Genomic DNA, 22,735 nt, shown 5'->3' with positions numbered 1-22,735 from the left:
GGCCGCAGCATGTGGAATGAGACGGTGACGCAAGGTCGTGAGGATAAGTGGTCCTCGGCGGCGAAATATTCAATCAAGACATGACGGGGAGTCGACCTGTGTCGTCAACAACAATAAAAAGCACGCTGCACCGGCTGACCGGCCAATTTCATGAGCCAAGCAGGGAAATCAGGTACCGTCAGGACATCGAGCCCAGAGTTAGGCTCGAGGCCTGCCTGTCGCTGATCGTGGCGGCTTCGGTCTTTGGCATGTTCGGCATTTCCGACTACTTCTACATCGGCGTGAGCACCGAACTGTATCTGCTGCTCGCCATGCGAGTCCTGGTGGTGGTCTCATGCCTGATGCTGGCCATCGCGCTGGGTCGCTGGGGCAGCTATTCCCGCCATGCCTGGCTGCATGCATTGCCCCTCTGGATACTGGCAACTGGCATCATCCTGATCGTTCCCTTGCGCCCTGACAGCCTCGCCACCCAGGTTACCGCAGTGGTGGTCGCCACCATGGCGTTCTACCTGCTCATCCCCAACCTGCTGCCCGTCGTGGCAACCGCCAGCCTGTACTTGAGCCTGGGCTTCCTGGCCGCAGCGGTACTAGCAGCCGATATCTCTGCCGTGGTCGCACTGCGCATAGCACTGCTGCTCATCATGACTAACGCCGTGGGCTTCTTCGCCTTGCTGCGCCTGGAAAAATTGCAGCGACAGCAGTTCGCGCTACTGGAGGAGGAACGTGTCCGAAACCAGCAGCTGGTCGAGGAGATAGCGCATCGCAAATCGCTGGAAGCACAGCTACGCATGGTCGCCGAGCGGGATGAATTGACGGGGCTGAACAGTCGAAGCCATTTCATGAAGCGAGCCCAGGGACTGCTTAAACGCTCACAACTCGAAAAGGCGCCGTTTTGCCTCTTCATGATCGACGTCGACCATTTCAAGGCCATCAACGATACCTGGGGGCATAGCCGGGGGGATCGGGTACTAACCGCGATCGCAACGACGTGCAGGCAGTCCCTCAGGCCCCAGGATGTCATCGGGCGTTTCGGCGGTGAGGAGTTCATCGTGGCATTGCCCAACACTCACCTGGATGACGCTCGAATCGTGGCGGAACGGCTACAACAGGAGGTCGCCAAGCTGTCGGTGATGGAGGAAGCTCCCGATCACCGGCTGACCGTTACCATCGGCATCGCCGGGGTCCTTGACGAGAAGGTCGACCTGGAAGCCCTGATCAACCAGGCTGATCAGGCCCTGTACGCTGGCAAGCATGACGGAAGGAATCGGGTCGTGATGAGTCACGAAAGAAGAGAGGAGGTGTGAGAGGAAGATATGCCAAACAGTGCTTAAAGCTGGGGGAGACGGACTGCGGGATACTGGATGACACAGTGACGAGGGAGGTCGTGAGGATGAGCGGGTTGGGGAAGTGGCCATAACGGTTCATCCTAGACATCGGCACGTATGATGACCAAAGCAAGGGAGTTGCGAATGAAGCACTACAGAAAAATCGAACATGTCAGACGCCACGGCCTGTCCCTGCTGGCTCGGCTCGGCCGCTACGAATTGGCCGTGCTGCTGTGCGTCTCGGTACTTTCCGGCGGTGTCTGGGGGTTCATCGAGCTGGCCGATGCCGTCACCGAGGGAGGTACCCAGAGCATCGACGAGACCCTGCTGCTCTCTATGCGCAATCCTGCCGATCTCACTGACCCGCTCGGCCCGGGCTGGGTCGAAGAAATGGGCCGGGACTTTACCGCGCTCGGTGGGGTCGGCGTGCTGGTCGTGATCACCCTGGGTGCCCTAGGCTACCTGCTGCTCGCCCGGCGCTATCGCGCGGCGCTCTTCGCCGCGGTCGCGGTACCCGGCGGCATGCTGCTCAGCACACTGATGAAGATGGGCTTCGATCGTCCTCGGCCCGATCTCGTGCCGCATGAAGCCATGGTCTACACCGCGAGTTTCCCCAGCGGCCACTCGATGATGTCTGCGGTTACCTACCTCACCCTGGCCGCCCTGCTCATCCGGGTACAGCCAGTGCTGAGGCTGAAGGCCTACCTGCTGATACTGGCGATACTCCTTACCCTGCTGGTGGGAATAAGCCGGGTCTACCTGGGGGTGCACTGGCCGACGGATGTGCTTGCCGGCTGGACCGCCGGGGCGGCCTGGGCCGCGCTATGCTGGCTGGTGATGCGCTGGCTGCAGCGGCGCGGGCAGGTAGAAACAGAAGAGAGCGTCTCGGACACCGAGTAGGTTATCAAGCGAAAGCGGTCGCAGCATTAAGGAGATGCTGCGGTTGCCCCCCGCCTCCATCCTCACCCCAACCTTGGGCTGTCATCTTCCTGCCGTCGAACGCCATGTGGTGCGCTAGCTACACGGGGCGGGTGGTGTCGGGCCTGCACCCGGCGGTGTTCATGTTTAGGGTGAGGCGGGGGCGGTGCGCGCTTCGCCACCCTCAGGACCGTAAAAGAATACCCACGTGGCAAAATCGTCAGTGAAGTCCTCGAAGCGATGAACGACGCCGGCGGGCACGAAAAGCACTTCCCCCGCCTCGAAGGGCTGGCGGGTGTCGCCATTGAGGAACTGACCGGAGCCGGAGATGACGACGTATACCTCGTCTCTGGTGTGCGGGGTCTGGTGATCCAAGCCCTCGGGCTGGTAGATCTCGACCTGAAGCGAGCCGCGCCGAAACACCTCGGCGAAGGGTATGTCGGGATTGTCTCGCAGCTGCTGCAGTGCGGACGAGGGTGTCAGGCGATCCGTCATGGGCTCTCTCTCGCTAGCGGTTGGCGTTAACCAGGCGTCTTTCGATAGCGCTCCCGCTTGGCTGCGAGTAGCTGCTGGTCAGCGCGGGCGGCCAGGCTGTCCAGGCGGTTCTCGTCGGGGCGCAGCGTGGCAACCCCGACACTGATCGAGACGTCAACCTGCTCGCGTGCCCGCTGCTGCAATCGCTCGGCAGTGGCACAAGCGTCGTCGCTGTCACTCTCGGGAAGCAGAATCAGGAATTCATCGCCGCCGAAGCGGCCCAGCAGGTCGCTTGTACGCAGTGCGCCCTGCAGGCTCGCGGCAACGCGCTTGAGCACGGCATCCCCCGCGGCATGCCCTTGGGTATCGTTGACCTGCTTGAAGGCGTCGAGATCGACCATCAATAGGCTGAGCGAAGTCCCATAGCGCCGAGCCCGCTGAATCTCGCGCTGGCCCAAGGTCTCGATATGGCGGCGGTTGTAGCAGTCGGTGAGAAAGTCACGAGTCGCCATCTCCTCGAGCTGGCCGTTGAGCATCCTAAGCTCACGGTTGGCGTGCTGCAGTTCAGCGGTACGCTGCTCCACGCGTGCTTCCAGCGCTTGATTGTGGCGCTCCAGTGCCTCCCGGGCCTGGTGCAGTTCTGTCACGTCCTGCGCAATGCCGAACAGGTGGGTGACGCGCTGCGGGTCGTCGGCAGCGTTGTGCAGCGGCACGATCAGCGTCAACCAGTGGCCGTACTGCTCGTTGCCATGCGCGTCGAAGAAAGCGGCATGCTCTTGATAGCGCATGGGCTTATTCCGTGCCACGCATTCGCGGTAGCGAGCATAAATGGACTCAACCGAAGCAGCCGGCATGAAGGCCGCAAGCGGCTTGCCCAGGTACTCGCGGCCGATGGTGTCGAGCTGCGCCGGGTTGGCTGCCTCGACGGTGAAATGGCCGTTGTCCTCCACACGCACCAGAAACATGTTCTCGGGGAAGTGATTCCAAAGCTCGCGAATCAGCGGATGCGCCATCAGGGCATCGTGGAAAGATTGCGGTAACTGCTGAGGAGACGCTTCGGTCATGTGATCACCCGCTGCGAGGTCTACCTTACATTACAATAACCGCCGAGCCTGGCAAGCCCTGGTCACTGGCCAGGGCACGCTCAGTGCTGAGGGTACCGACCCTCTGGCTCGCTTCTTGCCACGAACGTGAGTGCTGCCCGGGCCTGTCAGCCATTCATGAACCGGGCTTCGAAGGCTTCCACCACCTGGCGCAATGCCGGCGTCAGCCGGGCCAATGTCTCGCTTCGCAGCGCCTCGGGCAGGCCACCGTGGAAGGCTTCGGCCATGGCGCCCGCCATGCACGCCTGGGTGTCGGCATCGCCGCCAAGCGATACCGCATTGCGGATGGCCGATTCGACGCTGTCGGCCTCCAGAAAGGCGAGGATGGCCGGCGGTACCGAACCCTGGCAGGAGACGTCGAAGCGATAGCCCGGCCGGATCTCGTCCAGGGTTGAAGAAAAATCGTAGCCGAAGCGGCCCTCGACCTCGTCACGCAGGCTCGCCTTGTCGGCGCCTTGGCGTGCCAGGAAGATCACCGCCGCGACTGCCTGGGCACCGCGAATGCCTTCGGGATGGTCGTGGGTGACCTCGGCACTGCGCCTGGCCAGGCTGAGTGTTTCGTCCATTGACGTGGCGGCAAAGCCCACCGGCGGCACCCGCATGGCCGAGCCGTTCCCCCAGCTGTAGTAGGGCTGCCTGTCCCGGTTAGCCGCCCAGCGCATGAAGCCGCCGCCAAAGCCGGCGTCGGGATAGCGATGGTAGTAGTCATGGAAGACGTCGACGAAGTCGCCGCCGTGCAACAGCACCTCGGCGACGGCGACGCAGAGCACGGTGTCGTCAGTGAAGGTGCTATGCGGCGTGAACAACGGGAAGTCGCGGTGCTTGGTACCCCGCCCTTCGTGCACCGAACCGATGATGTCGCCGGCAATGGCGCCGAGCATATGACCTCCTTGAGGGCTGTAGGGGAATTTCTTGAGCGTAGCCCCTGGATTCATCGATTACCCCCGGCTCGCGATAACCGAAGCCATGCTACCGGAGGGGATCAGCGCTTCGTCGCCTTGGGCGATCTTGCCCTTGCTCCCGGTCGGAGGCGGTGTCATCGTCATCCGGTCGCTGTCAGCCGCCTGACCATAAGGAGCCAAATCGTGTTCATCGCCATGAACCGTTTTCGGGTCGACCCCGAGCGAGTGGAGGAGTTCGTGCCGATCAGGCCGAAGCGGGAGATTCACCTGCAAGGCCTGCCGGGCTTCGTCGGGATGGAAGCATGAGCGCGGCACTGCGCCCATCGCAGGCGCTGACAGAACTCGGCGGCTACAAGGTGCTATTCGTGATGGCGGCCGAGGCCGAGTACGGCCACCACCTGAGGCAGCGCTTCGCCCCGCTCATGACCGGCGTGGGCCCTGTCGAGGCGGCGGTGGAACTCACCGCGACCTTGGCCGCTTTGGCCCAGCGCGAAGGCCTGCCCGATCTGGTGGTGTCGCTGGGCTCGGCCGGGAGCCGGGTGCTCGAGCAGACCGAGATCTATCAGGCGACTTCCGTCGCCTACCGCGACATGGATGCCTCCCCGCTGGGCTTCGAAAAGGGCACCACGCCCTTTCTCGACCTGCCGGCCATAATGCCGCTGCGGCTGCGCATACCCGGCATTCGTGAGGCCACGCTCTCGACCGGCGCCAATATCGTCTCGGGCGAGGCCTACGCCGCCATTCCTGCCGACATGGTCGACATGGAGAGCTACGCCTGCCTGCGCGCCTGCATGCGCTTCGACGCGCCGCTGATCGTGTTGCGCGGCATTTCGGACGGCAAGGCGGAGCTCCACCACGTGAACGACTGGACGGAGTATCTCCACCTCATCGACGAGAAGCTGGCCGAAGCCGTCGACCGGCTTGGCGAGGCACTGGCCGAGGGGCTGTTGGTGCGCTGAGCGCTTGTGGCATCAAGGCGGAGTCCGAGGCTTCACTCGCAATCCATGTGCTGGCGGTAACGCTCGGGATCGTGGCCCTCGGGCACGCTGTCGCAGGGGTTCTCTTCACCGTTGACGTAGCCGCGTAGCTGGTTGTAGCGCTCGACTTGCTCATCTTCGAGTATCGGCAAGGTGTCGAGATGGGCGGCAAGGTGCACGAAACGCAGTTCGGCCCGCGCCTCTTCGGCTTCGACAAGCAACTGGCGTAGCCTTTCCCTTTCCAGGTTGCGCTCGGCAAAAGCTTGCTCAATGGCACGTTCGGCCTCGATCAGCCGTTCACCGGCCTCTACCGCCTCGTCTCGCATGCTTTCGAAAAGCGCTTCGATTGCCGCTTTCTGATCCTCCTGAAGGGGGATCCCTTCACTCAGTTCGAGCAGATGGGCCGGCCCCGGCATGCCGTTCAGCTCGGCGGGAAGCGCCAGGCCCCAGCCACCACCTCGGCGCAACTCCTCGAGGTCTTCTTGCGACAGGCTCTTGATCTCGCGCTCCTCGTCACCGGCGTAGGGCGAATGATGCTGGTGCTGATGCTGTGCCGAGGCTAGCGCGGAACCGAAAAAAAGCAGCGCGAACAAAAGTGTGGCGAAAATTCGGCGGGGGCAGGTCAGGTGCGGGGAGTCGGACATAACAGGGCTCCAGAGCGGACAAAACCTGACAGGAATATGCAGGCGACCGGAGTGAAAGCAAAGCAGGCAAGATCAGCCGGCACGTGCTGATGAGCCGAAGGGCGGAATGAATCGGCTCATTCTCTTAGCCGAATGATCGCCGGTTCGGCTCATGCCCGCCCTAGGAGGTCCGGCAGGATGGCGATGGCGTCGCCGACGATGCGGAAGCGCCAGCACTGGGTGTTGTTTCATCGCTCACTCGCCCCTGCCGTAGCTCCATTGCTTAGCTCAGTTTAGTGACAATACCACCCCGAGCGCTGATTCATGGCATGTTTGCGGCTTTGCCATCGGTCCATTTGCCGGGCTGGCTCGAGATAACTAGGCTGATTTCGCCATGTGCGGCATTGCCGGACTGGCCGCCTATTCGCGCACCGTTTTCGACAGGAGGTTGAAGCCATGTCCAGCCCTGAGCATAAGCAGAAGATCTGGAAGATGATCAAGGATATCCAGGTCGGCATGCTGGTCACGCTAGACGGCCATATGCCGCGTGCCCGGCCGATGCACCTGGTGCAGGATGAATACGACGGTACCCTGTGGTTCTTCACCCGGCGCAGCGCCGAGAAGGTCTCCGAAACCAACCGGGACCACGACGTCTGCCTCAGCTTTTCCGATCAGGAAGATGGCATGTACGTCTCGCTCTCGGGCACGGCCAACCTGACCGATGACCGCGAGCTGATCGAGAAGTACTGGAACCCCTTTGTCGCGGCCTGGTTCCCCGACGGCAAGGACGCCCCGGACCTCGCCCTGCTGGAGATCAAGGTGACCATGGGCGAACACTGGAAGGCCAAGGAGAGCAAGGTGTTCCAGCTCTATGAGTTCGCCAAGGCCAACATCAAGAAGGACGCCACACCGAACCTGGGCGAGAACGAGAAGTTCGGCGGCTGACGAAGCGAGCAACGCCCTTGCCGGAATGGCGCGATCCGCCATTCCAGTGCTTCCTGGCTCTCGCCTGTCTCAATTTATTCGCTGTGGTTTGACACCGTCGCCTCCTCTGGGCTTAGATGCGTCTTAATATTTAGATAGATCGGTCTATATAGGAACGCCGTCCATGCCTGCCTCCAAACGCGACCAGCTGCTCGCCACGGCCGAGCGGCTCTTCTATGAGCAGGGGTTTCACGCCACCGGCATCGACCGCATCGTGGCAGCGGCCGGGGTGGTGCGCATGACGCTCTACAACCACTTCCCCTCCAAGGAAGCCTTGGTGACAGCGGTACTGACGGCACGCCATGAACGCTTCATTGCCAGCCTTGATGTGGCCACTGACTCGGCCCCGCCGGGCCAGGCGACAAGGGCACTGATCGATGCCCATGGCCGCTGGTTGGAGCACTGCAGTCAGAATGGCTGCATCATGGTCAAGGCAATGGGCGAATACGCCGAGCACAGCGCCAAGATCCATGCGCTGGCGAGAACCGCCAAGCGTGACCTGCTGGCTCGCCTGGAAGCCGCCGTGGCGCGTGATGGCCTGGATCAACACGCCGAGCTGGCACGACGCCTATTCATGGTACTGGAAGGCAGCAATACGGCGGTGGTACTGCTGGGCATGCAGACGGCCCTGGCTGATACCCGGGCAGTGGTCGATGTCCTTCTCGCCGCGGCTCGGGACGAGGCCTCATGAAGCCCCTCTCTCCCCTCGGCATGGCGACCCTTGGCAGCGGCGTCATTGCCATTACCTACGGGCTGGCCCGCTTCGTGTTCGGGCTGTTCCTGCCTTCGATGCGCGACGAGCTGACGATCTCGCCGACCATGGCCGGGGTGATCGGCGCCCTGCCTTTCCTGAGCTTCGTTTTTGCCATCCTCGCCGCGCCCTGGGTGACGCGCCGCCTTGGGGTTCGGCGCGCCGGAGTCGCGGCCGCCGGCCTCGCCGGAGTCGGGCTGATGACCATCGCCCTTGCACCTTCCTCATTGCTGTTGGCCGTCGGCGTGCTGGTTTGCGGCATCAGTACCGGACTTTCCTCGCCGGCGATGGCGGTGGCAGTATCCCGAGTCGTGCCACCCGGGCTGCGCGGGCGGGTCAACGCCACCATCAATGCCGGCACCAGCGTGGGCATCGCGATCGCTATGCCATCCGTGCTGATATGGGCGGAAGCCTGGCGCAGTGCTTATACCGGGTTTGCCGCCCTGGCGGCTCTGGCCGCCCTTGCCGCGCTGTGCTTTCTGCCTCGTGAAGCGCCACGCACCTCGCCGTCACAACCGCGCCCGCCAGCCCTGCCGGTGAGTCGTGAGGTGTGGCTGGGAATCAGCCGACTCAGCGGCCTTGCCGTTGGCATGGGGTGCGTGAGTGCGGCCTACTGGGTGTTTGCTCCCGATGCGGTAATTAACGCGGGTGGGCTCGCACCGAGCCAGACGGCCTGGATGTGGCTAATGGTCGGCCTCGGGGGGCTGACGGGCGCCGGCGCCGGCGATCTTATCTCGCGCTTCGGGCCGGCCATGAGCCATGCGACTGGCCTCGCGGTGATGGCCATCAGCCTCGCGATTCTGGTCATCGACCCCGGAAGCTTCGCCCTCGCCCTGTTATCGTCGGCCCTGTTCGGCGCGGGATACATGATCCTTACCGGCTTTTATCTTGTGAGGAGCATCCAGATCATGACCGAGGCACCGGCCTTCGCCCCGGTACTCCCGCTGCTCGCCACTTCGGTCGGCCAAGTGGTCGGCTCCCCGCTGGCCGGCTGGCTGGTCGGAGCCGGGAGCCATGCCGCGACCTTCATGCTCTTCGCCCTTCTGGGGCTTGCCGTCGCCGGGCTGGGGCTATGGTTACTGAAGGAGAGTATCGGTGCCGATGGCACTCCCGCATAACTAATCTTTCGCCTTCGTTAGCGCCGAATCCCTTGTGCATGGCGATATGATCGGTTTTATCGCTCTTGATCTCGTATTGCGGCTCGTCTTCGCTGGCATGCCGCTTGTGCCCCTTGTACTCCGTGTCCTGGGTATGAACGCGGATAATTTTGCCGCTGACCTGCCCGGCCTCGGAGTTCCACGTTACGTGGTCGCCAACCTTGAAACGCTTTGTCATCGCTCACCTCAAGGTAGAGTCTGTTTCACGTAATTCCGTTATAGGAAATGCCCGCATTGGGCGCCAGGGAGAGCGCCCGGGTTGTACACACCTTCGCTCAAACCAGGTCGCGCGGGATCTCTTCGTCCCAACTCTTGGAAAAGACCCGGCTCTCGCCCTCGAAGGCGTCCAACGTCGCACGCAAACGAAAGCTTTCGGCGTTGGAGGTCATCAAGGTACGGGTGACGCTGCGCACCATCCAGTCGCTGCGTCGAAAGCAGCGCTCCCACTCGGTCCAGCCGCTCAGGCTGTCGTAGTTGCCGTAGGAATAGGTATAGCGCTCGACGACCCTTGACGAGAGTTCGAGTTCGATATCATCGAGACGAAAGGTGCCTTGGTCGTTGATGACTTCGAGTATGGTCTGGTCGTTGGCCAGGTCACGTATCACCCGCCACGCTTCCTGGCTCGGCTGTATCAGGGTCATCGCCAGCGGCGGAGCGCCCTCCGGCGGGCCAAATGGGTTCAGTGCCGCTTCTTCCTGGGGGCGAGGCTCGCGGCATGGCAGGATCAGTCGGCAGCCGGCAGGGTGCACCGTCAGCTTGACGGGCTCTGGCGAAGGCCAGGCCAGCGGCCAGTAGCTGGTCGAGAGCGAGAGCCGCATGGCATTGCCCACGGGAAACTTCTGCGCGATGTGTTTAAGCGGGACACGAACCTGATAACGCTTGCCGGGCGCCAGCGGCTGGGGAAATTCGTCACTGTCGCGGTGGGTCAGGTTGAGCAAACCATAGGTAATCCGAGTCGCCTTGTCGTCCTCGGCGATATCGCTGAGCCGTAGCGCCACCATCGCCACCGGCTGATCGGCTTCGATGTCGAGTTCGACAACGGGTTGCCCGCAAATCTCGATGTCCCTTTCGAGTCGTGCCGACTGGAATATTAGCGAGCCGCCGTCCTCGTCGCGTTGGTCGTGAGGCAGGTCCGGCGGGGCATTGTAGGAGCACCACTTACCGGCATACAGCCCGACCGACAGCGGCGAGCGCACGGCCAGCGGGACATCGTCGCCCCGTACAGGAGCCTCGGCGCCCTGCGGGTCCGGCAGCAGATCATGACCGCTGGTGAGGCGGAAGTGCTTCGGTTCGATCCGCGGCGACGGCCAGCTCGGTTCGGCAACCCAGCGCCCCGGTCGTACCTCGTAGCGGGCTGACGGCGGAACCGACTCCTGCATCCATACGCGCAGCATCGGTTCGTCCATGATCCTCGTTTCCTTGCCTTTCAACCAATAGTCCCACCAGCGCAGCGATTCCTGCATGAAGCCGATGGCCGGGCCCGGCACCCCGAGGTGTGGATACTTGTGCGCCCACGGGCCGACCAGGCCCTTGCGTGGTACGTCGAGCCCGGCGAGCAAGCGAAACACGGCATTGCAGTAGCCGTCGGCCCAGCCGCTAACGGCATAGACGGGGCAGCGAATGCGCGAGAAGTCCTCGCAGACCGAGCCATGCTTCCAGTAGCCGTCGCGACGCTGATGCTGGAGCCAGGTCGCCAGCCACAGTCCACTGTCCTCGAGGCGCTCCCGCCACATCTCGCGCCAGCGCTCGCCAACCAGCAACGGGTCGGGGGGGCAGGTGTTGGCATCGAACATGGTCGAGGCCCACGACAGGTTGTCGCCGAGCAGGCAGCCACCCATGTGGTGAATATCGTCGGCGTAACGATCGTCGGTCGAGCACAACGTGATGACGGCCTTCAGCTCGGGCGGCTGCAACGCCGCGATCTGCAGGCCATTGAAGCCTCCCCAAGAGATGCCGACCATGCCGACATCCCCGGTACACCAGGGTTGTCGGCACAGCCAGTGCAGGATTTCAACGCCATCGTCCAGTTCCTGCTGCAGGTATTCATCGGTCAGCACGCCGTCCGACTCGCCGCTGCCGCGAATGTCGACGCGCACCCCGGCGTAGCCGTGGCCGGCCCAGTAAGCGTGAGTCTGAGCGTCGCGCATCGCCGTGAGGTCTCGCTTGCGATAAGGCAGGTATTCGAGGACGGCCGGCACCGGGTCGCTCTCCGCATCCACCGGGCGCCAAAGACGTACGCCCAGCCGGCAGCCATCGGCCAGCGTGATCCAGCCCTCCTCTTCATGTACTTCGCGGGGAAACTCGCTGACGATATGCATGCTCCTACCCCCTGTACCGTAACGGAAATTCTCACGCTTGATGCCGCGCCGAGAACGCCTCAGCCAACGATGTCCTCGAAGGCGAAATGTAGCTGCTCGGCAAGGCGTGCGTAGTTCTCTTCCAACGCGTCTTCGGCATCGGCGCCCATCCACACGTAAGCCAGGGCGTAGCTGTAGCTGTCTTGCTCGGGCAAGGATGACAGGCGCATACCGACCTCGACCTGGACCGAGATCAAGGTGCCGGGAAAGGCTTGCTGCAGTGACTCGATCTCTTCGGCACTCGGGACCTGGCTGACGGTGGCGTCGGTGAAGAACACCCGATAGAAGAACTCCGCCGCGACCTTGAATGCCCCTTGGCGGCAAGGCATGTCCGGCACCTGCCCGAGCGCCAGGTCCACCGTGACTTGCTGATGGCTGACCCCATCGACCTTTTCGACCAGGTCGCAGTGCGATTGGGCAATTCGGGTATTGATTTCCAGCAGCCAGATGCGATCTTGCACTTCGTCCCAGAAGAATTCGATGTTGAACGCCGCATTGTCGTACCCGATTTGGGCCATGACGTGACGCGTCAGCTCTTGCATCTTCGCCTGGATGGAGGAAGGCAGACGGGAGGGGTAGCGATAGGAGAAAAAGCTCAGGACTTGCGGGTAGCGGATCGAATCGACAATGGCATAAGGGACAACGCCCCCTTGGAACACGTACCCCTCGACCGTACATTGCCATCCGCCGATAATCTCTTCCGCCATGCAGTGGCCGCCATCGACCGAGCGTACCTCGTCAGGCAGGTCGGTTTGCTCGAGTACGTAATTGAAAGGTTCCGAAATCGTACCGATGCCTTCGCATAACCGCGCGACGGCGTAGTTGAAGTCTTCGGGGCTTTCCATGCGAAAACCCAGTCGCGAGCCTGACGACTTGATGGGCTTGACGAAGAAGGGAAAATACAGCCCCGCTTCGCCTATATGCTGCAATGCCTGGGCGTCGAAGGGGTCGAAGGCGGTAAAGCGGGGAATATACTCGGCAATGACTTCGTGCTGCACGAGCCGACTCCAGTACTTGTGCTCGCATTTGAGCAAACTCTCGAGACTGGTGGTGCGCGTACCGAATCGCTCACACAGCAGCGGCAGCATGGTCGAGACGGGAAAATCCATGTAGCCGACGATGGCATCGATAGGCCCGTTGAATACTTTCAACTGGGCTTCGGCTCTGGACAGCATGTCTTCGATAGGAAAGATTTCCGTTTCATTGACTTCCGCGGGGTCGATTACGCCATGAAAGCGATAATTCTCCGCCCCACGTAGATGCTCGAGCCGTTCACGATTGCGTTCATCCAGCCCGACAACAAACACGTTCCGATCGCTCATGATCGCCTCCTGGCGCAAGCTCGGCTGTGGCAGCGCTCGCTGCCGAGCCGCAACGAATCGCAGGCTGGGATGGCGCTTGCCCGTGCTGACCTCCGGGCCAGGTGTAGAGGAAGGCCTGTCACCGAAGCATAGCGGTTTATCGTTGCCGCGCAGGGCAATCGGCGGGAGAAAAAATCTCCCTGTGCCACGGAGGGGTCGAGCCAGGCCGAGGGATCGCTATAAACCTGGCTAGAGGGGGGGGCCGGCTGTTATAAGTGAAGACGCGGGTCAACGCATCACGCGATACGCCATTGCCGGTATCGGCAATGATTCAGCGTTCTCCAAAAGCGTCGCTGGGCGGCGAATGGGATATGGCGCCACACCCCCCCATCGTTTCAGGCCATATCGTGGCCATTGGCGGTGCCGAGGACAAGACCTCCGAACTCGCCATCCTGCGGCGGGTGTTCGAGCTTGCCCCCGACGATAGTAACGAAGTGGCCGTCATCGCCACGGCCAGCAGCATTCCTGAACAGCTCTTGCCCTGCTACGAGGAGGTTTTCTCTCGCTTGGGCGCCAGCCGTGTCCATGCATTGGACATCCGCGATCGCCAGCAAGCCGCCGATGCAGACAATGTGCGGCTTATTCAGCGAAGTGGCGTGGTTTTCTTCACCGGGGGAGATCAGCTTCGCCTGACCAATGTTTTCGGCGGCTCAGCCACCCTGCGAGCCATCCGCGAGCGCTTGAGGGCCGGCGCCGTCGTGGCGGGGACCAGTGCCGGCGCCGCGGCCATGCCAAGCACCATGATCTACAACGGTGCGGCGGCGGACGCTTTGCGCAAGGGGGCGGTCAACATGACCTTCGGCCTGGGCTTCGTTCGCGGGATCGTCATCGACAGCCACTTCCTCGAGCGGGGGCGTTTCACGCGCCTCATGGAAGTGGGCGCCAGCAACCCCGAGCAGCTGGGTGTCGGCATCGGCGAGGATACGGCTGTCATCGTCCACCCGAACCGCATCCTGGAAACCATCGGACCGGGGCACGTCATCATCATCGATAGCCGGGATCTGGCGAGTTCCAATATCGCGGAACTGCCCATGGGCGCGCCGGTCGCCGTCGAGAACATGATCCTGCACGCCATGGTCAGTGGGCATGGGTACGATATCGATGCGCGGCGCTATCTCGTCGCCGACGAACTCCAAGCCGTCCTGGCGGAGAGGCAAGCGCAATGATCATCCTCGAGCATCGGGCGCTACGCGGCCCGAATTACTACAGCCGCTACCCGGCAATCTTCATGCGGCTGGACATCGGTGAGCTCGAGGCGCGGACGAGCGATACCGTCCCCGGCCTCGTGGAACGCATCGCCGTGCTGCTACCGACCCTGTACGAGCATCGCTGCTCGGTCGGACGGCCCGGTGGGTTTCTGGAGCGACTCGAGCGGGGTACCTGGGCCGGCCACGTGGTGGAACATGTCGCGATCGAACTACAGAATCTGATCGGCTTTTCGGTGGGCTACGGCAAGACGGTGGATTCCTACGAAACCGGCATCTATAACGTCGTCTATCGTTACCGGGACGAGGCCTGCGGCCTAGCGGCCGGCGTGGAAGCCGTCGATCTCGTCGCCCGGCTCTTCGATGGCGACGAGATCGATATCACCTCGGTCGTCACTCGTCTCAAGGAGGTGCGCGATGCGCATATGCTGGGGCCCTCCACGGCATCGATCGTGGATGCCGCCATGCGACGAGGTATCCCTTGTGCTCGTCTCGACGAGAACAGCAGTTATGTCCAACTGGGGCACGGTTGTCGTCAGCAACGCATCCAGGCGACGGTGACTTGCCGCACGAGTCTGATCAGCCACGGCATCGCCGATGACAAGCACTGGACCAAGCAAGTGCTCGGCGAGGCCGGCATTCCCGTGCCGCGCGGGTGCCTCTGTAACACGATTGAAGATGCGCTGAAGGCCACTCTCGATATCGGCTATCCCGTCGTCGTCAAACCGCTGATCGGCAATCACGGCCGTGGAGTGAGCACGGATATCTCCGACGAAGCGGCGTTGCGGGAAGCGTTCGCCATCGCCTCCCGCCACCACTCGACGGTCATGGTCGAGAGTTTCGTCCAGGGAGAGGATCACCGACTGCTGGTGATCGATGGCAAGCTTGTCGCCGCCGCCAGGCGTCGCCCCGCACATGTGGTGGGCGACGGTGTGGCGACGCTGCAGGCGTTGATCGACCGGGAGAACCGGGACCCGCGTCGCGGCATCGGTCATGAAAACCTGCTGACGCAGATTCACCTGGACGAGCAGTCGCATCGGCTGATCGCTCAGCAGAACCTGACCCTGGGGAGCGTCATCGCGAAAGACGAGGTCGTCTACCTGAAGTCCACGGCGAACCTGAGTACGGGGGGCACCGCGACGAATATCACCGACGATGTACACCCGGAAGTGAAGTACACGGCAGAGCGCATCGCGCGCCTGGTCGGCCTGGATATCATCGGTATCGACCTGCTCGCCGAGAACCTGGCGATGCCCCTGGAGGAGCAATCTGCCGCGGTGGTCGAGGTCAACGCGGGGCCCGGGTTTCGCATGCATCTTTCCCCGACCCATGGTACGGGCCGGGATGTCGGTCATCACGTCATCGAGATGCTCTTTCCCGATAGCGAGGATACCGGGCGGATCCCCATTGTGGCAGTAACCGGCACCAATGGAAAAACCACCACGGTGCGTTTGATCTCGCACTTGCTCCGCCAGGCCGGACGCAGTGTCGGCATGGCCTGCACAGGTGCCATCGAGATCGACAACCACACCATCATGCGGGGAGATTACAGCGGGCCACAGGCGGCCACGACCGTACTCCGCGAGCCCACCGTCGAGTATGCTGTGCTGGAAGTCGCGCGGGGCGGCATCATGCGTCGCGGGTTGGGTTTCGATGAATGCCAGGTCGGCGTACTGCTGAATATTGCGAGTGATCATCTGGGGGAAAACGACATCCACACCCTGGATGAGCTGGCACGCTGCAAGACCGTGGTGATCGACGCGGTCCGCCAGGAAGGGACGGCCGTGCTCAATGCCGACGATCCGCGCGTGCTGGCGGGCAGGGAATGGGCCAGAGGGAAGGTGATCTACTTCTCCCTGGACCCCGACTCAGAGCCAGTCCGTCAGCATGTGCAAGCCCATGGGGTCGCATTCACGGTGCATGACGAGTGCATCGTAATGCGTCAGGGTAACGTCGAAGCCGCCATCGTTTCGGTGGTGGACGCCCCGATTACCTTCGAAGGCCATGCCCGTTTCAATGTGGCCAATGCCCTGGCGGCCAGCGCCGCGGCATATGCCCTGGGGCTGAGCACTGCGGATATCCAATTGGGCCTGCAGACGTTCCACCCCACGCCGGGGCAGAATCCGGGACGCACCAACTTTATCGACGCCGGCGACATCAAAGTGCTGATCGACTACGGCCATAACGTCCCGGCGCTTGAAGCCCTGGGCGGACTCATTGGTCGCATTCCCGCGCGGCGGCGCATTAGCGTGGCCAGCGCCCCGGGCAACCGGCGTGACGAAGACCTGTTTGCCCTGGGAGCTCAGCTTGCCCGCATGCATGACATCGTCTTGCTCTGTGAAACCGAACCACGAGGACGCCCCGACGGTGAAACCGCCGGCCTGCTGCGCGCTGGGGCGGAATCAGAGGCCGGCACCTGCCACGTCGAGGTGGTCATGAATGAACGTCACGCCGTCGACAGAGCGTTCGACGAGGCCAGGGAGGGCGACCTGCTGGTGCTGCTGATCGATGACATCGAAGGCGCCACCGAGCGCTTGCGAGGACGCCGGTTCCTGCCGGATATGCCGAAGACGAAGAGCGAGGCAGGGGACCGCCCATGACCCCTCGCGATGCGAGTAATGCCGGGCTCATGACCCTACTGCGCGTCGGCGCTATCTTTTCACCCGAACGGATCGAGGCGACAGACCTCCTCATGGCAGGAGGAAAAATCGTCGCCTTGGGAAACGACCTCAGCATGCCCGAGAGCTGGCCTATCGAGGTGATCGAGGCGCGTCATCTCATCGCCGTTCCCGCCTTTATCGATCAGCATGTCCATGTCACCGGGGGTGGGGGCGAAGGCGGTTGCGGTACTCGCTGTCCCGAGATCTCGGCCCAGGAAATCGCGGCGATGGGAATCGGCACGGTGGTGGGTGTACTTGGCACCGACAGCATCAGCCGCTCCCCGGCCGATCTGCTGGCCAAGGTGCGCGGGCTGCGTGCCGAAGGCATATCGGCCTTCATGTATACCGGCGCGTATCGCGTCCCGCCCCCCACGCTGACCGGGGACATTCAGCGCGACCTGGCCTGGATTCCCGAAGTCATCGGCCTGGGGGAAATCGCCATCTCGGACCATCGCTCGAGCCAACCGCGCCAGGATGAGATCGAACGGATCGTCAGCGATACACGCGTCGGTGCCATGCTGGCCGGCAAGCGGGGTATCTGCCACTTCCATATCGGTGACGGTAAGCGGGGCCTGGAACCGCTGCGCAGATTGCTTTCCGAAACCGAGATACCCGCCGACCAGGTGATCCCCACCCATGTGAATCGCCACCCTGCCCTGCTCGAGGAAGCCGCCGACTATGCGTTAGCATTCGAGGCGAGTGTCGATGTCACCGCCTTTGAAGATGCCGGCGACGGCCTTTCCAGCTTCGATGCGGTGTCCCGATTGCTGGCGCACGGCGTCCCACCGGAGCGCATCACCATGAGCTCCGATTGCAATGGAAGTTTGCCGGAATTCGATGCCAACGGGGCATACCTGGGAATGAAAGTTGCCAGGAACACGACGTTGATCGCAGATTGGCAGCGGCTTGTCAATGAAGGTGTGTTGCCTCTCGAATCGGCCTTGGGGCTGATTTGCACCAATGTGGCCCGAGTACTCGGTTTACATGCCAGCAAGGGACATCTCGCTATCGGCTTCGAGGCCGATGTGACGCTTCTTGACAGCGACCTTCAGCCGCAGCAAACGTTTGTGGCGGGTAACTGTATCTATAACGTAAGCATAACGGAATAACTCAAGTCATTAACACTCATGTCTACTGCTTTGATTGAGGGCAACCCTAAGCCCTGGCGGGCTAGTCAATTTTGCAGGCGATACTACTCATCGGTTTCGGTGCGGTGGAATGCAGCTCTCCTCAATATGACGCAAGGTGTACTGCGCCATGCGTTGCCATGCTTCGTCGGTATCACCTCGATAAGACAAGTGTTGCTCGCAAGCAAACGTGTTGCTGTCGTTCAAATCCAGCATCGCCAGCCTTACCCTTCCAATCAGCGTACTCACTTTGTGTATCTCGCCGACCAGCAGATATTGAGCACCAGCGTTCTTGGCTTGCCTTGTAAGAGCGGCCAGGCCAGGAGTCCGGTGCGTACAGCGTTCCGCCCCACAAGTCAGGCCGACAAGCGTGATCTCCTGGTTCCCGGCAAGACCGCCGTGCAACGTTTCATTGAGCGATTTCAGTCTCGCTTCGTGCTCGGCACTTTGGTCCTGAACTTCGCCGGAAGTGTCCTGGAAATCGAACTGGGCCAAGGCCAGGGTCAATTTTGCGGTATCAGCAACGACCTTCGATGCCATTGCCATCGCGCTTGTCAGAAGCAGGAAAGACACTCCGCGCGCGATCCAGCGACATACGGCCCGTGAAGTCATGACACCTCCTGATGGAGCCTGTGTAAGACGCGCCAAGCCCCTTGCGGTGGTTCATTTTAGGCTGAATGCATGATCTGCATTACGTCCATCATTAGGGTGATGATAGCCGGCAACGTGAGCGACGCCTGAAAGCTTCGCGAATCGTCAAAACCCGCCCGACACCAGCGGCTACCACACGTGCTCGTAGCCGATGGTGATCGCGACCCACACCAGCAAAGCCGCCATGGCGAGACTGAAGCCCTTGGGCAGCCTCGGATTATCGATTCGCTGGCCATGAGCGGTGCCCATCAGCGCGTAGCTGCCGGGGGCACCGAAGGCCAGCACGGCCAAGCCGAGCGAGCAATGCAGCAAGCTCACGCCGTGGTGTTGTGCCCCCTTGCCAAGAATGCGCCGCGTGGTGTTGTCGACGATCACCGCGCCGATGGGACTGCCCCCCGTCATGGCTCTTTTGCGCCAGCAATACCGCGATCCGCATGAAGTCGGCATCGCTTATCCGCTGAGCGAACATCGCCCAACAGCGTCGAGAGACTGGCGGTCGGCATGTGTGCGATGGCGACCAGGGCTGCCTCCGTTATTTCGGATCGCGAGTTCAGTAGCGCTTGCATCTTGCCTCCGATGAGTTCGATGGAGATGTGCCCCGCGTGTTCATCAGCTTAGCTTTTGCGCCCTCGTCGCCTGGACAAGAGGAGACGTGTCACTTCATCTCGAAGCCACGCTTCGTCAGGAACTCGCGCATGTGGGCGCGCAGCTTGCTGTCGAACAGCGGGCCAAGGTTCCTCGACCAGTTGGTGTTCTTGTTGCCGCCTGTTCGCTCGCCGTAATAGGTCTGCATGGCCTTGTCGAAGGCCGCCACCAGTTCACTATCGTCGGTGTAGTAATCCTCCTTGAGGATCGCTTCCACCGGCAGGCGCGGCTTGACGTCGGGATCGGCGGCCGGGTAGCCGAGGCACATGCCGAATACCGGGTAGACGTGCGCCGGCAGCTGCAGCAGGTCGCTGATGGCCTGAGGATTGTTGCGAATGCCGCCGATGTAGCAAATGCCAAGCCCTTCGGACTCAGCGGCGATGGCCACGTTCTGGGCCATCAGCGCGGTGTCGATGCTGGCTACCAGGAGCTGCTCGGTCATGCCGCGCACGACATTGGCCCCGGTACGTTCGGAAGCCTCGGTGGGGCGCTTCATGTCGGCGCAGAACACCAGGAAGTCGGAGGCGCTGGCCACGTAGGACTGACCACCGGCCAGCTCGGCGATGTTCTCGCGGTTGGCCGGGTTCGTCACGTGAATGACGCTATAGGCCTGCACGTGGCTGGAGGTGGCGGCGGCCTGGCCGGCGCGAATCAGTTCCACCAGCAGCTCGTGGGGAATCTTCTGATCGGTGAATTTACGAATCGAGCGGTGGGATTTCAGCAGTTCGATAGTCGGATTCATGTCGCCTCGCGGGTACGTGTCGATCATTACCCTGCTTATTGTCTTTCATTCCGAAGCATATTGCATTGCGCTTGATGTCGGACAGGGCTCAGCGCGCAAACTCGGGGAATCGGGGCAGGTCATCGGCGAGGTCGAACCACTCCGCCTTATCCTTCACCCAGGCATGGTAGCGCTTGTCGGCGCATATCAATGTGTCCAGGGTACCCAGCCGCAACCGCTTCATTTCGGGCAGGTCATCGCGAGCGCTATAGAGGGGGCTGCCGCACATCGAACAGAAGACCCGCGCCTTGTTTGGCGTGGCACGGTACTCCTTGAGGTACTCCGCGCCCTGGGTGATGCGAAACGCGGCCGAGCGTATAGGGGCCACGGCGGCGAAGGCACTGCCCTGGGCCTTCTGACACTGCTTGCAGTGGCACATCGAAACCTCGACGATTTCACCCCTGACCTCATAGCGGACCCTGCCGCAAAGACAACTCCCTTTATGCACTGGCGAAACTCCTAGCGGTCCGTTGTTGTCACGCTCACTTTCTTGTCATCGAACGCCAGCCTGCCCGCGATCGCCTCCATGCCTGCTGGCGGCCGCTCATAGCTCCATGCCACATCAGCCTGGTCGTCAAACGAGAAATACGTGGCATCGCCCTTGAACGGACAGTGCGTAACAGTGTCGGAGCGGGTCAGCCGGTCCATCCGCGCATCGTCGCGCTGAAGATACAGCCGCGGTGGGTAGTTGCGTTCGCGTAGCTCAATGGCGCGGGTGGTGTCGGCGAGCAGCGTGTCGCCGACCTTCACCTGCACCCGCTCACGATACGGATGCAGGGTAATGCGGGGCTCGGTGGCATCCATGGGCATGGGAGCGTTTCCTTTGCATCTGGCTGTCATGAGTCTATGAGAATCAGCCTAGCACCTTGGGGAAATTCCCAGCGCCGAATTACGCTGCGTTGATAAAGAAGACTGGCTTGCCCGTCACCCCGTAAGGTGCCATGGTCATTCGACAGTTTTTGATTGCTTGACGACAAGGAGCGCCAACGTGTTCATTGCCATGAATCGTTTCCGGGTCAATCCCGAAAGAACGGACGAGTTCGAGCAGATCTGGCTGGAGCGGGAGACCCACCTGCAAGGCCTGCCCGGTTTCGTCGAGTTCCATATGCTGCGCGGCCCCGAGGAGGAGGACCACGTACTCTACGCCTCCCACACCATCTGGCGCTCGCGTGAGGACTTCGAAGCCTGGACCCGTTCCGAGGCGTTTCGCGCGGCCCATGCCAATGCCGGCCAGAGCAAGCGCGAGGGGCTCTACCTGGGCCCGCCCAAGTTCGAGGGCTTCGAAGTCATTCAGACAGTCGGCAACGAGAGCGGCGGCTGAACGCAAGGCGTATCCGACCTGGCACCAGCACGGCGCCGCCCGAAGACGGCGCCTGCTTCGGTTACTGGCTGCAGGTCCCTGAGCGGGCCATTTCCAGCTTGCTCACTTCTTCCATGCCTTTTTCTTCATCAACAAGACGGAGGTTAGCCCCGCCGACGAAGGCACCCATCTTGATGTATTGCTCGACGAAGTAGTTGTTTCCGGATTCGGCAAAGAGACTCAAGGTATTAGGAGAGAATTCGGACTCGGTAGCGACTTCATGCTCTTGATCCCCTTCCACCTGATGGTAGAAGAACACCCCCCGCGCGCTTTCGCCGATGCATTCATCATTGATCCAGATGTCCTTCTTCAAGGCGGCTCCGAAAGGAGATTCCTTGCGAAAGACATACACGCCTGCCATGCCTTCTTCCGGAGCTTCGAACTGCTTGGCTTGTGAGGATTCCTGCTGAGGTGCCATGTTGACCGAGGCACAGCCGGTCATTAGCGCCAGCACGACAATGGCGGCTGAGGTTTTGAGTAGCTTCATTTCAGTTCCCTTTATTTAAATAATCGGCTTCAAGCCGCTTTTCTTTGTGGCTCTAAGGCCACTTCATTTCTTCTGGCTATGCCGAGACCAAGCACAGCAAGGTACTTGCCCATCGCGAGCGGGAAGGTAACAGAACGTGTACTACGGCGAAATGGAGCTTTACCTACCTCGTGTAGGTTATTACTTACAAACCCTTACCTTTAGGCAGGCTGCCGTCTAGTGGGCATCGCCATGCTAAGCTCACTCCTTCAGTCCCTCGTTAACGGTATGCTCCATGGAAGAGATCGGCCTGAGGTGGCTACTGGGCCAGGCCGTCAGCCTGGTGGCCCTGGCGCTCTGCATCGTAGGGTTCGCCAGCAAGCGCGACGACCGCTTGTTCGTCCTGCTGCTGTTCGCCAACGTGGCTTTTGCCGCGCAGTTCGCGCTGTTCGAGAGCTGGGTGGCGGCGGGTATCTCGGCGCTGATCGTGCTGCGCATCGCCCTGGTGCGACGCTATCGGCGCAACCGCGCCATCATGCTGGCCATGCTCGCGGCTACCCTGGTGGTGGCCCTGCTGACCTGGAGCGGCCCGCGGGACATACCGGCGCTGGCCGCAGGCCTGCTGGGTACCTACGGCATGTTCATGCTGCACGGTATTCCCATGCGTATCGCCCTGGCGGCAGCCGCCTTGTGCTGGGTTGTCAGCAACGTTCTGGCGGGCTCCATCGGTGGCACCATCGCCGAAAGCCTGATCTTCCTGACCAACGTGGTGACCATGCTGCGCCTGAGACGCGACGCGCGGCTGCCGTACACCGCGTAGAAGGTGACGCTATGCGGGCATTCGATGAGTGGGGTCAACGCAGGCAACTTCCGTAACAACGACTGAAGGGAGCAGCGCCATATCGCAC

General features: G+C 61.9%; 25 protein-coding genes. 12 read left to right on the top strand and 13 right to left on the bottom strand.

The window, feature by feature from the left end:
- Positions 1 to 98 precede the first annotated feature (98 nt).
- Positions 99 to 1,304, top strand: a complete 1,206-nt coding sequence (locus ACOJCM_RS12195; RefSeq protein ID WP_445212316.1) for a GGDEF domain-containing protein — start codon at positions 99 to 101, stop codon at positions 1,302 to 1,304.
- A 165-nt stretch (positions 1,305 to 1,469) separates the two neighbouring features.
- Positions 1,470 to 2,225, top strand: coding sequence for a phosphatase PAP2 family protein (locus ACOJCM_RS12190; protein WP_445212315.1), 756 nt, complete (start codon positions 1,470 to 1,472; stop codon positions 2,223 to 2,225).
- Positions 2,226 to 2,390: 165 nt separating this feature from the next.
- Here the strand turns inward: ACOJCM_RS12190 and ACOJCM_RS12185 are convergent, their stop codons facing one another.
- From ACOJCM_RS12185 to ACOJCM_RS12175, 3 genes are all read right to left on the bottom strand, one after another.
- A complete protein-coding gene (locus tag ACOJCM_RS12185; RefSeq protein WP_445212314.1) occupies positions 2,391 to 2,738 on the bottom strand; it encodes a cupin domain-containing protein in 348 nt (115 codons plus the stop codon).
- A 26-nt stretch (positions 2,739 to 2,764) separates the two neighbouring features.
- Positions 2,765 to 3,781: a diguanylate cyclase gene (locus tag ACOJCM_RS12180; RefSeq protein ID WP_445212313.1), complete on the bottom strand. Its 1,017-nt coding sequence runs from the start codon at positions 3,779 to 3,781 to the stop codon at positions 2,765 to 2,767.
- A 146-nt stretch (positions 3,782 to 3,927) separates the two neighbouring features.
- Complete coding sequence (locus tag ACOJCM_RS12175; RefSeq protein WP_445212312.1) at positions 3,928 to 4,701, bottom strand: ADP-ribosylglycohydrolase family protein; 774 nt, start codon at positions 4,699 to 4,701, stop codon at positions 3,928 to 3,930.
- A 204-nt stretch (positions 4,702 to 4,905) separates the two neighbouring features.
- Here ACOJCM_RS12175 and ACOJCM_RS12170 point away from each other — a divergent pair, with 204 nt between their 5' ends.
- Positions 4,906 to 5,028 (top strand): antibiotic biosynthesis monooxygenase family protein, encoded by a 123-nt coding sequence (locus ACOJCM_RS12170; RefSeq protein ID WP_445212311.1) that lies wholly within the window; start codon positions 4,906 to 4,908, stop codon positions 5,026 to 5,028.
- Positions 5,025 to 5,681, top strand: a complete 657-nt coding sequence (locus tag ACOJCM_RS12165; RefSeq protein WP_445212310.1) for a 5'-methylthioadenosine/S-adenosylhomocysteine nucleosidase — start codon at positions 5,025 to 5,027, stop codon at positions 5,679 to 5,681. The genes ACOJCM_RS12170 and ACOJCM_RS12165 overlap by 4 nt, the downstream gene beginning before the upstream one ends.
- 32 nt (positions 5,682 to 5,713) lie before the next feature.
- Here ACOJCM_RS12165 and ACOJCM_RS12160 read toward each other — a convergent pair whose 3' ends face one another.
- Positions 5,714 to 6,343, bottom strand: coding sequence for a hypothetical protein (locus ACOJCM_RS12160; RefSeq protein WP_445212309.1), 630 nt, complete (start codon positions 6,341 to 6,343; stop codon positions 5,714 to 5,716).
- A 435-nt stretch (positions 6,344 to 6,778) separates the two neighbouring features.
- On the opposite strand from ACOJCM_RS12160, the gene ACOJCM_RS12155 reads away from it, so the two are divergent.
- The 3 genes from ACOJCM_RS12155 (at position 6,779) to ACOJCM_RS12145 (ending at position 9,175) form a co-directional block, all read left to right on the top strand.
- The gene (locus ACOJCM_RS12155) at positions 6,779 to 7,267 is read left to right on the top strand and encodes a pyridoxamine 5'-phosphate oxidase family protein (protein ID WP_445212308.1); all 489 of its coding nucleotides are present in this window, start codon (positions 6,779 to 6,781) and stop codon (positions 7,265 to 7,267) included.
- A gap of 163 nt (positions 7,268 to 7,430) precedes the next feature.
- Positions 7,431 to 7,997 carry a TetR/AcrR family transcriptional regulator gene (locus tag ACOJCM_RS12150; RefSeq protein WP_445212307.1) on the top strand — a complete coding sequence of 189 codons (567 nt, stop codon included), beginning with the start codon at positions 7,431 to 7,433 and terminating at the stop codon, positions 7,995 to 7,997.
- Positions 7,994 to 9,175, top strand: coding sequence for an MFS transporter (locus tag ACOJCM_RS12145; protein WP_445212306.1), 1,182 nt, complete (start codon positions 7,994 to 7,996; stop codon positions 9,173 to 9,175). The genes ACOJCM_RS12150 and ACOJCM_RS12145 overlap by 4 nt, the downstream gene beginning before the upstream one ends.
- Here ACOJCM_RS12145 and ACOJCM_RS12140 read toward each other — a convergent pair.
- From ACOJCM_RS12140 to ACOJCM_RS12130, 3 genes are all read right to left on the bottom strand, one after another.
- On the bottom strand, positions 9,084 to 9,392 hold the full coding sequence (locus ACOJCM_RS12140) for a DUF2945 domain-containing protein (protein WP_445212305.1): 309 nt from the start codon (positions 9,390 to 9,392) through the stop codon (positions 9,084 to 9,086). The two genes, ACOJCM_RS12145 and ACOJCM_RS12140, sit on opposite strands and share 92 nt — an antisense overlap.
- Positions 9,393 to 9,489: 97 nt before the next feature.
- Entirely contained in the window at positions 9,490 to 11,532 is a 2,043-nt protein-coding gene (locus tag ACOJCM_RS12135; RefSeq protein WP_445212304.1) for a CocE/NonD family hydrolase, read from the bottom strand.
- A 59-nt stretch (positions 11,533 to 11,591) separates the two neighbouring features.
- Positions 11,592 to 12,893 (bottom strand): ATP-grasp domain-containing protein, encoded by a 1,302-nt coding sequence (locus ACOJCM_RS12130; RefSeq protein WP_445212303.1) that lies wholly within the window; start codon positions 12,891 to 12,893, stop codon positions 11,592 to 11,594.
- 350 nt (positions 12,894 to 13,243) lie between these two features.
- Here ACOJCM_RS12130 and ACOJCM_RS12125 point away from each other — a divergent pair, with 350 nt between their 5' ends.
- Genes ACOJCM_RS12125 through iadA form a run of 3 tightly spaced genes read left to right on the top strand, consistent with a single transcriptional unit; the run spans position 13,244 to position 17,906 of the window.
- Positions 13,244 to 14,098, top strand: a complete 855-nt coding sequence (locus tag ACOJCM_RS12125) for a cyanophycinase (RefSeq protein ID WP_445212302.1) — start codon at positions 13,244 to 13,246, stop codon at positions 14,096 to 14,098.
- On the top strand, positions 14,095 to 16,737 hold the full coding sequence (gene cphA / locus ACOJCM_RS12120) for a cyanophycin synthetase (protein ID WP_445212301.1): 2,643 nt from the start codon (positions 14,095 to 14,097) through the stop codon (positions 16,735 to 16,737). Before ACOJCM_RS12125 ends, cphA begins: the two co-directional genes overlap by 4 nt.
- Positions 16,734 to 17,906, top strand: coding sequence for a beta-aspartyl-peptidase (gene iadA / locus ACOJCM_RS12115; protein ID WP_445212300.1), 1,173 nt, complete (start codon positions 16,734 to 16,736; stop codon positions 17,904 to 17,906). The genes cphA and iadA overlap by 4 nt, the downstream gene beginning before the upstream one ends.
- Before the next feature lie 87 nt (positions 17,907 to 17,993).
- On the opposite strand, the gene ACOJCM_RS12110 is transcribed toward iadA, so the two are convergent.
- The 5 genes from ACOJCM_RS12110 to ACOJCM_RS12090 form a co-directional block, all read right to left on the bottom strand.
- Positions 17,994 to 18,536: a DUF2380 domain-containing protein gene (locus tag ACOJCM_RS12110; RefSeq protein ID WP_445212299.1), complete on the bottom strand. Its 543-nt coding sequence runs from the start codon at positions 18,534 to 18,536 to the stop codon at positions 17,994 to 17,996.
- 168 nt (positions 18,537 to 18,704) lie between these two features.
- A complete protein-coding gene (locus tag ACOJCM_RS12105) occupies positions 18,705 to 18,977 on the bottom strand; it encodes a hypothetical protein (protein ID WP_445212298.1) in 273 nt (90 codons plus the stop codon).
- A 253-nt stretch (positions 18,978 to 19,230) separates the two neighbouring features.
- Positions 19,231 to 19,962 (bottom strand): oxygen-insensitive NADPH nitroreductase, encoded by a 732-nt coding sequence (nfsA, locus tag ACOJCM_RS12100; protein WP_445212297.1) that lies wholly within the window; start codon positions 19,960 to 19,962, stop codon positions 19,231 to 19,233.
- An 88-nt stretch (positions 19,963 to 20,050) separates the two neighbouring features.
- On the bottom strand, positions 20,051 to 20,449 hold the full coding sequence (locus ACOJCM_RS12095) for a GFA family protein (protein WP_445212296.1): 399 nt from the start codon (positions 20,447 to 20,449) through the stop codon (positions 20,051 to 20,053).
- 11 nt (positions 20,450 to 20,460) lie between these two features.
- Entirely contained in the window at positions 20,461 to 20,811 is a 351-nt protein-coding gene (locus ACOJCM_RS12090; RefSeq protein ID WP_445212295.1) for a DUF427 domain-containing protein, read from the bottom strand.
- Between the two features lie 178 nt (positions 20,812 to 20,989).
- On the opposite strand from ACOJCM_RS12090, the gene ACOJCM_RS12085 reads away from it, so the two are divergent.
- Positions 20,990 to 21,322 (top strand): antibiotic biosynthesis monooxygenase family protein, encoded by a 333-nt coding sequence (locus tag ACOJCM_RS12085; RefSeq protein WP_445212294.1) that lies wholly within the window; start codon positions 20,990 to 20,992, stop codon positions 21,320 to 21,322.
- 61 nt (positions 21,323 to 21,383) lie between these two features.
- On the opposite strand, the gene ACOJCM_RS12080 is transcribed toward ACOJCM_RS12085, so the two are convergent.
- A complete protein-coding gene (locus ACOJCM_RS12080) occupies positions 21,384 to 21,848 on the bottom strand; it encodes a DUF2846 domain-containing protein (RefSeq protein ID WP_445212293.1) in 465 nt (154 codons plus the stop codon).
- A gap of 274 nt (positions 21,849 to 22,122) precedes the next feature.
- Between ACOJCM_RS12080 and ACOJCM_RS12075 the strand changes: the two genes are divergently transcribed.
- Positions 22,123 to 22,647, top strand: coding sequence for a YgjV family protein (locus ACOJCM_RS12075; RefSeq protein WP_445212292.1), 525 nt, complete (start codon positions 22,123 to 22,125; stop codon positions 22,645 to 22,647).
- Positions 22,648 to 22,735: the final 88 nt, after the last annotated feature.

This window comes from Billgrantia hypersalina (assembly GCF_052584175.1).
Note: the sequence above shows the minus strand (reverse complement) of the source record. Positions and strands in the feature narration are given on the sequence as shown.

What these genes read in the sequence shown, in the direction of transcription:
- nfsA (WP_445212297.1), bottom strand. Translation starts at nt 19,962, where the DNA reads ATGAATCCGACTATCGAACTGCTGAAATCCCACCGCTCGATTCGTAAA.
- ACOJCM_RS12160 (WP_445212309.1), bottom strand. Translation starts at nt 6,343, where the DNA reads ATGTCCGACTCCCCGCACCTGACCTGCCCCCGCCGAATTTTCGCCACA.
- ACOJCM_RS12155 (WP_445212308.1), top strand. Translation starts at nt 6,779, where the DNA reads ATGTCCAGCCCTGAGCATAAGCAGAAGATCTGGAAGATGATCAAGGAT.
- ACOJCM_RS12145 (WP_445212306.1), top strand. Translation starts at nt 7,994, where the DNA reads ATGAAGCCCCTCTCTCCCCTCGGCATGGCGACCCTTGGCAGCGGCGTC.
- ACOJCM_RS12150 (WP_445212307.1), top strand. Translation starts at nt 7,431, where the DNA reads ATGCCTGCCTCCAAACGCGACCAGCTGCTCGCCACGGCCGAGCGGCTC.
- ACOJCM_RS12190 (WP_445212315.1), top strand. Translation starts at nt 1,470, where the DNA reads ATGAAGCACTACAGAAAAATCGAACATGTCAGACGCCACGGCCTGTCC.
- ACOJCM_RS12140 (WP_445212305.1), bottom strand. Translation starts at nt 9,392, where the DNA reads ATGACAAAGCGTTTCAAGGTTGGCGACCACGTAACGTGGAACTCCGAG.
- ACOJCM_RS12110 (WP_445212299.1), bottom strand. Translation starts at nt 18,536, where the DNA reads ATGACTTCACGGGCCGTATGTCGCTGGATCGCGCGCGGAGTGTCTTTC.
- ACOJCM_RS12105 (WP_445212298.1), bottom strand. Translation starts at nt 18,977, where the DNA reads ATGACGGGGGGCAGTCCCATCGGCGCGGTGATCGTCGACAACACCACG.
- ACOJCM_RS12180 (WP_445212313.1), bottom strand. Translation starts at nt 3,781, where the DNA reads ATGACCGAAGCGTCTCCTCAGCAGTTACCGCAATCTTTCCACGATGCC.
- ACOJCM_RS12080 (WP_445212293.1), bottom strand. Translation starts at nt 21,848, where the DNA reads ATGAAGCTACTCAAAACCTCAGCCGCCATTGTCGTGCTGGCGCTAATG.
- ACOJCM_RS12075 (WP_445212292.1), top strand. Translation starts at nt 22,123, where the DNA reads ATGGAAGAGATCGGCCTGAGGTGGCTACTGGGCCAGGCCGTCAGCCTG.
- ACOJCM_RS12175 (WP_445212312.1), bottom strand. Translation starts at nt 4,701, where the DNA reads ATGCTCGGCGCCATTGCCGGCGACATCATCGGTTCGGTGCACGAAGGG.
- ACOJCM_RS12135 (WP_445212304.1), bottom strand. Translation starts at nt 11,532, where the DNA reads ATGCATATCGTCAGCGAGTTTCCCCGCGAAGTACATGAAGAGGAGGGC.
- cphA (WP_445212301.1), top strand. Translation starts at nt 14,095, where the DNA reads ATGATCATCCTCGAGCATCGGGCGCTACGCGGCCCGAATTACTACAGC.
- iadA (WP_445212300.1), top strand. Translation starts at nt 16,734, where the DNA reads ATGACCCCTCGCGATGCGAGTAATGCCGGGCTCATGACCCTACTGCGC.
- ACOJCM_RS12125 (WP_445212302.1), top strand. Translation starts at nt 13,244, where the DNA reads ATGGCGCCACACCCCCCCATCGTTTCAGGCCATATCGTGGCCATTGGC.
- ACOJCM_RS12130 (WP_445212303.1), bottom strand. Translation starts at nt 12,893, where the DNA reads ATGAGCGATCGGAACGTGTTTGTTGTCGGGCTGGATGAACGCAATCGT.
- ACOJCM_RS12090 (WP_445212295.1), bottom strand. Translation starts at nt 20,811, where the DNA reads ATGCCCATGGATGCCACCGAGCCCCGCATTACCCTGCATCCGTATCGT.
- ACOJCM_RS12185 (WP_445212314.1), bottom strand. Translation starts at nt 2,738, where the DNA reads ATGACGGATCGCCTGACACCCTCGTCCGCACTGCAGCAGCTGCGAGAC.
- ACOJCM_RS12165 (WP_445212310.1), top strand. Translation starts at nt 5,025, where the DNA reads ATGAGCGCGGCACTGCGCCCATCGCAGGCGCTGACAGAACTCGGCGGC.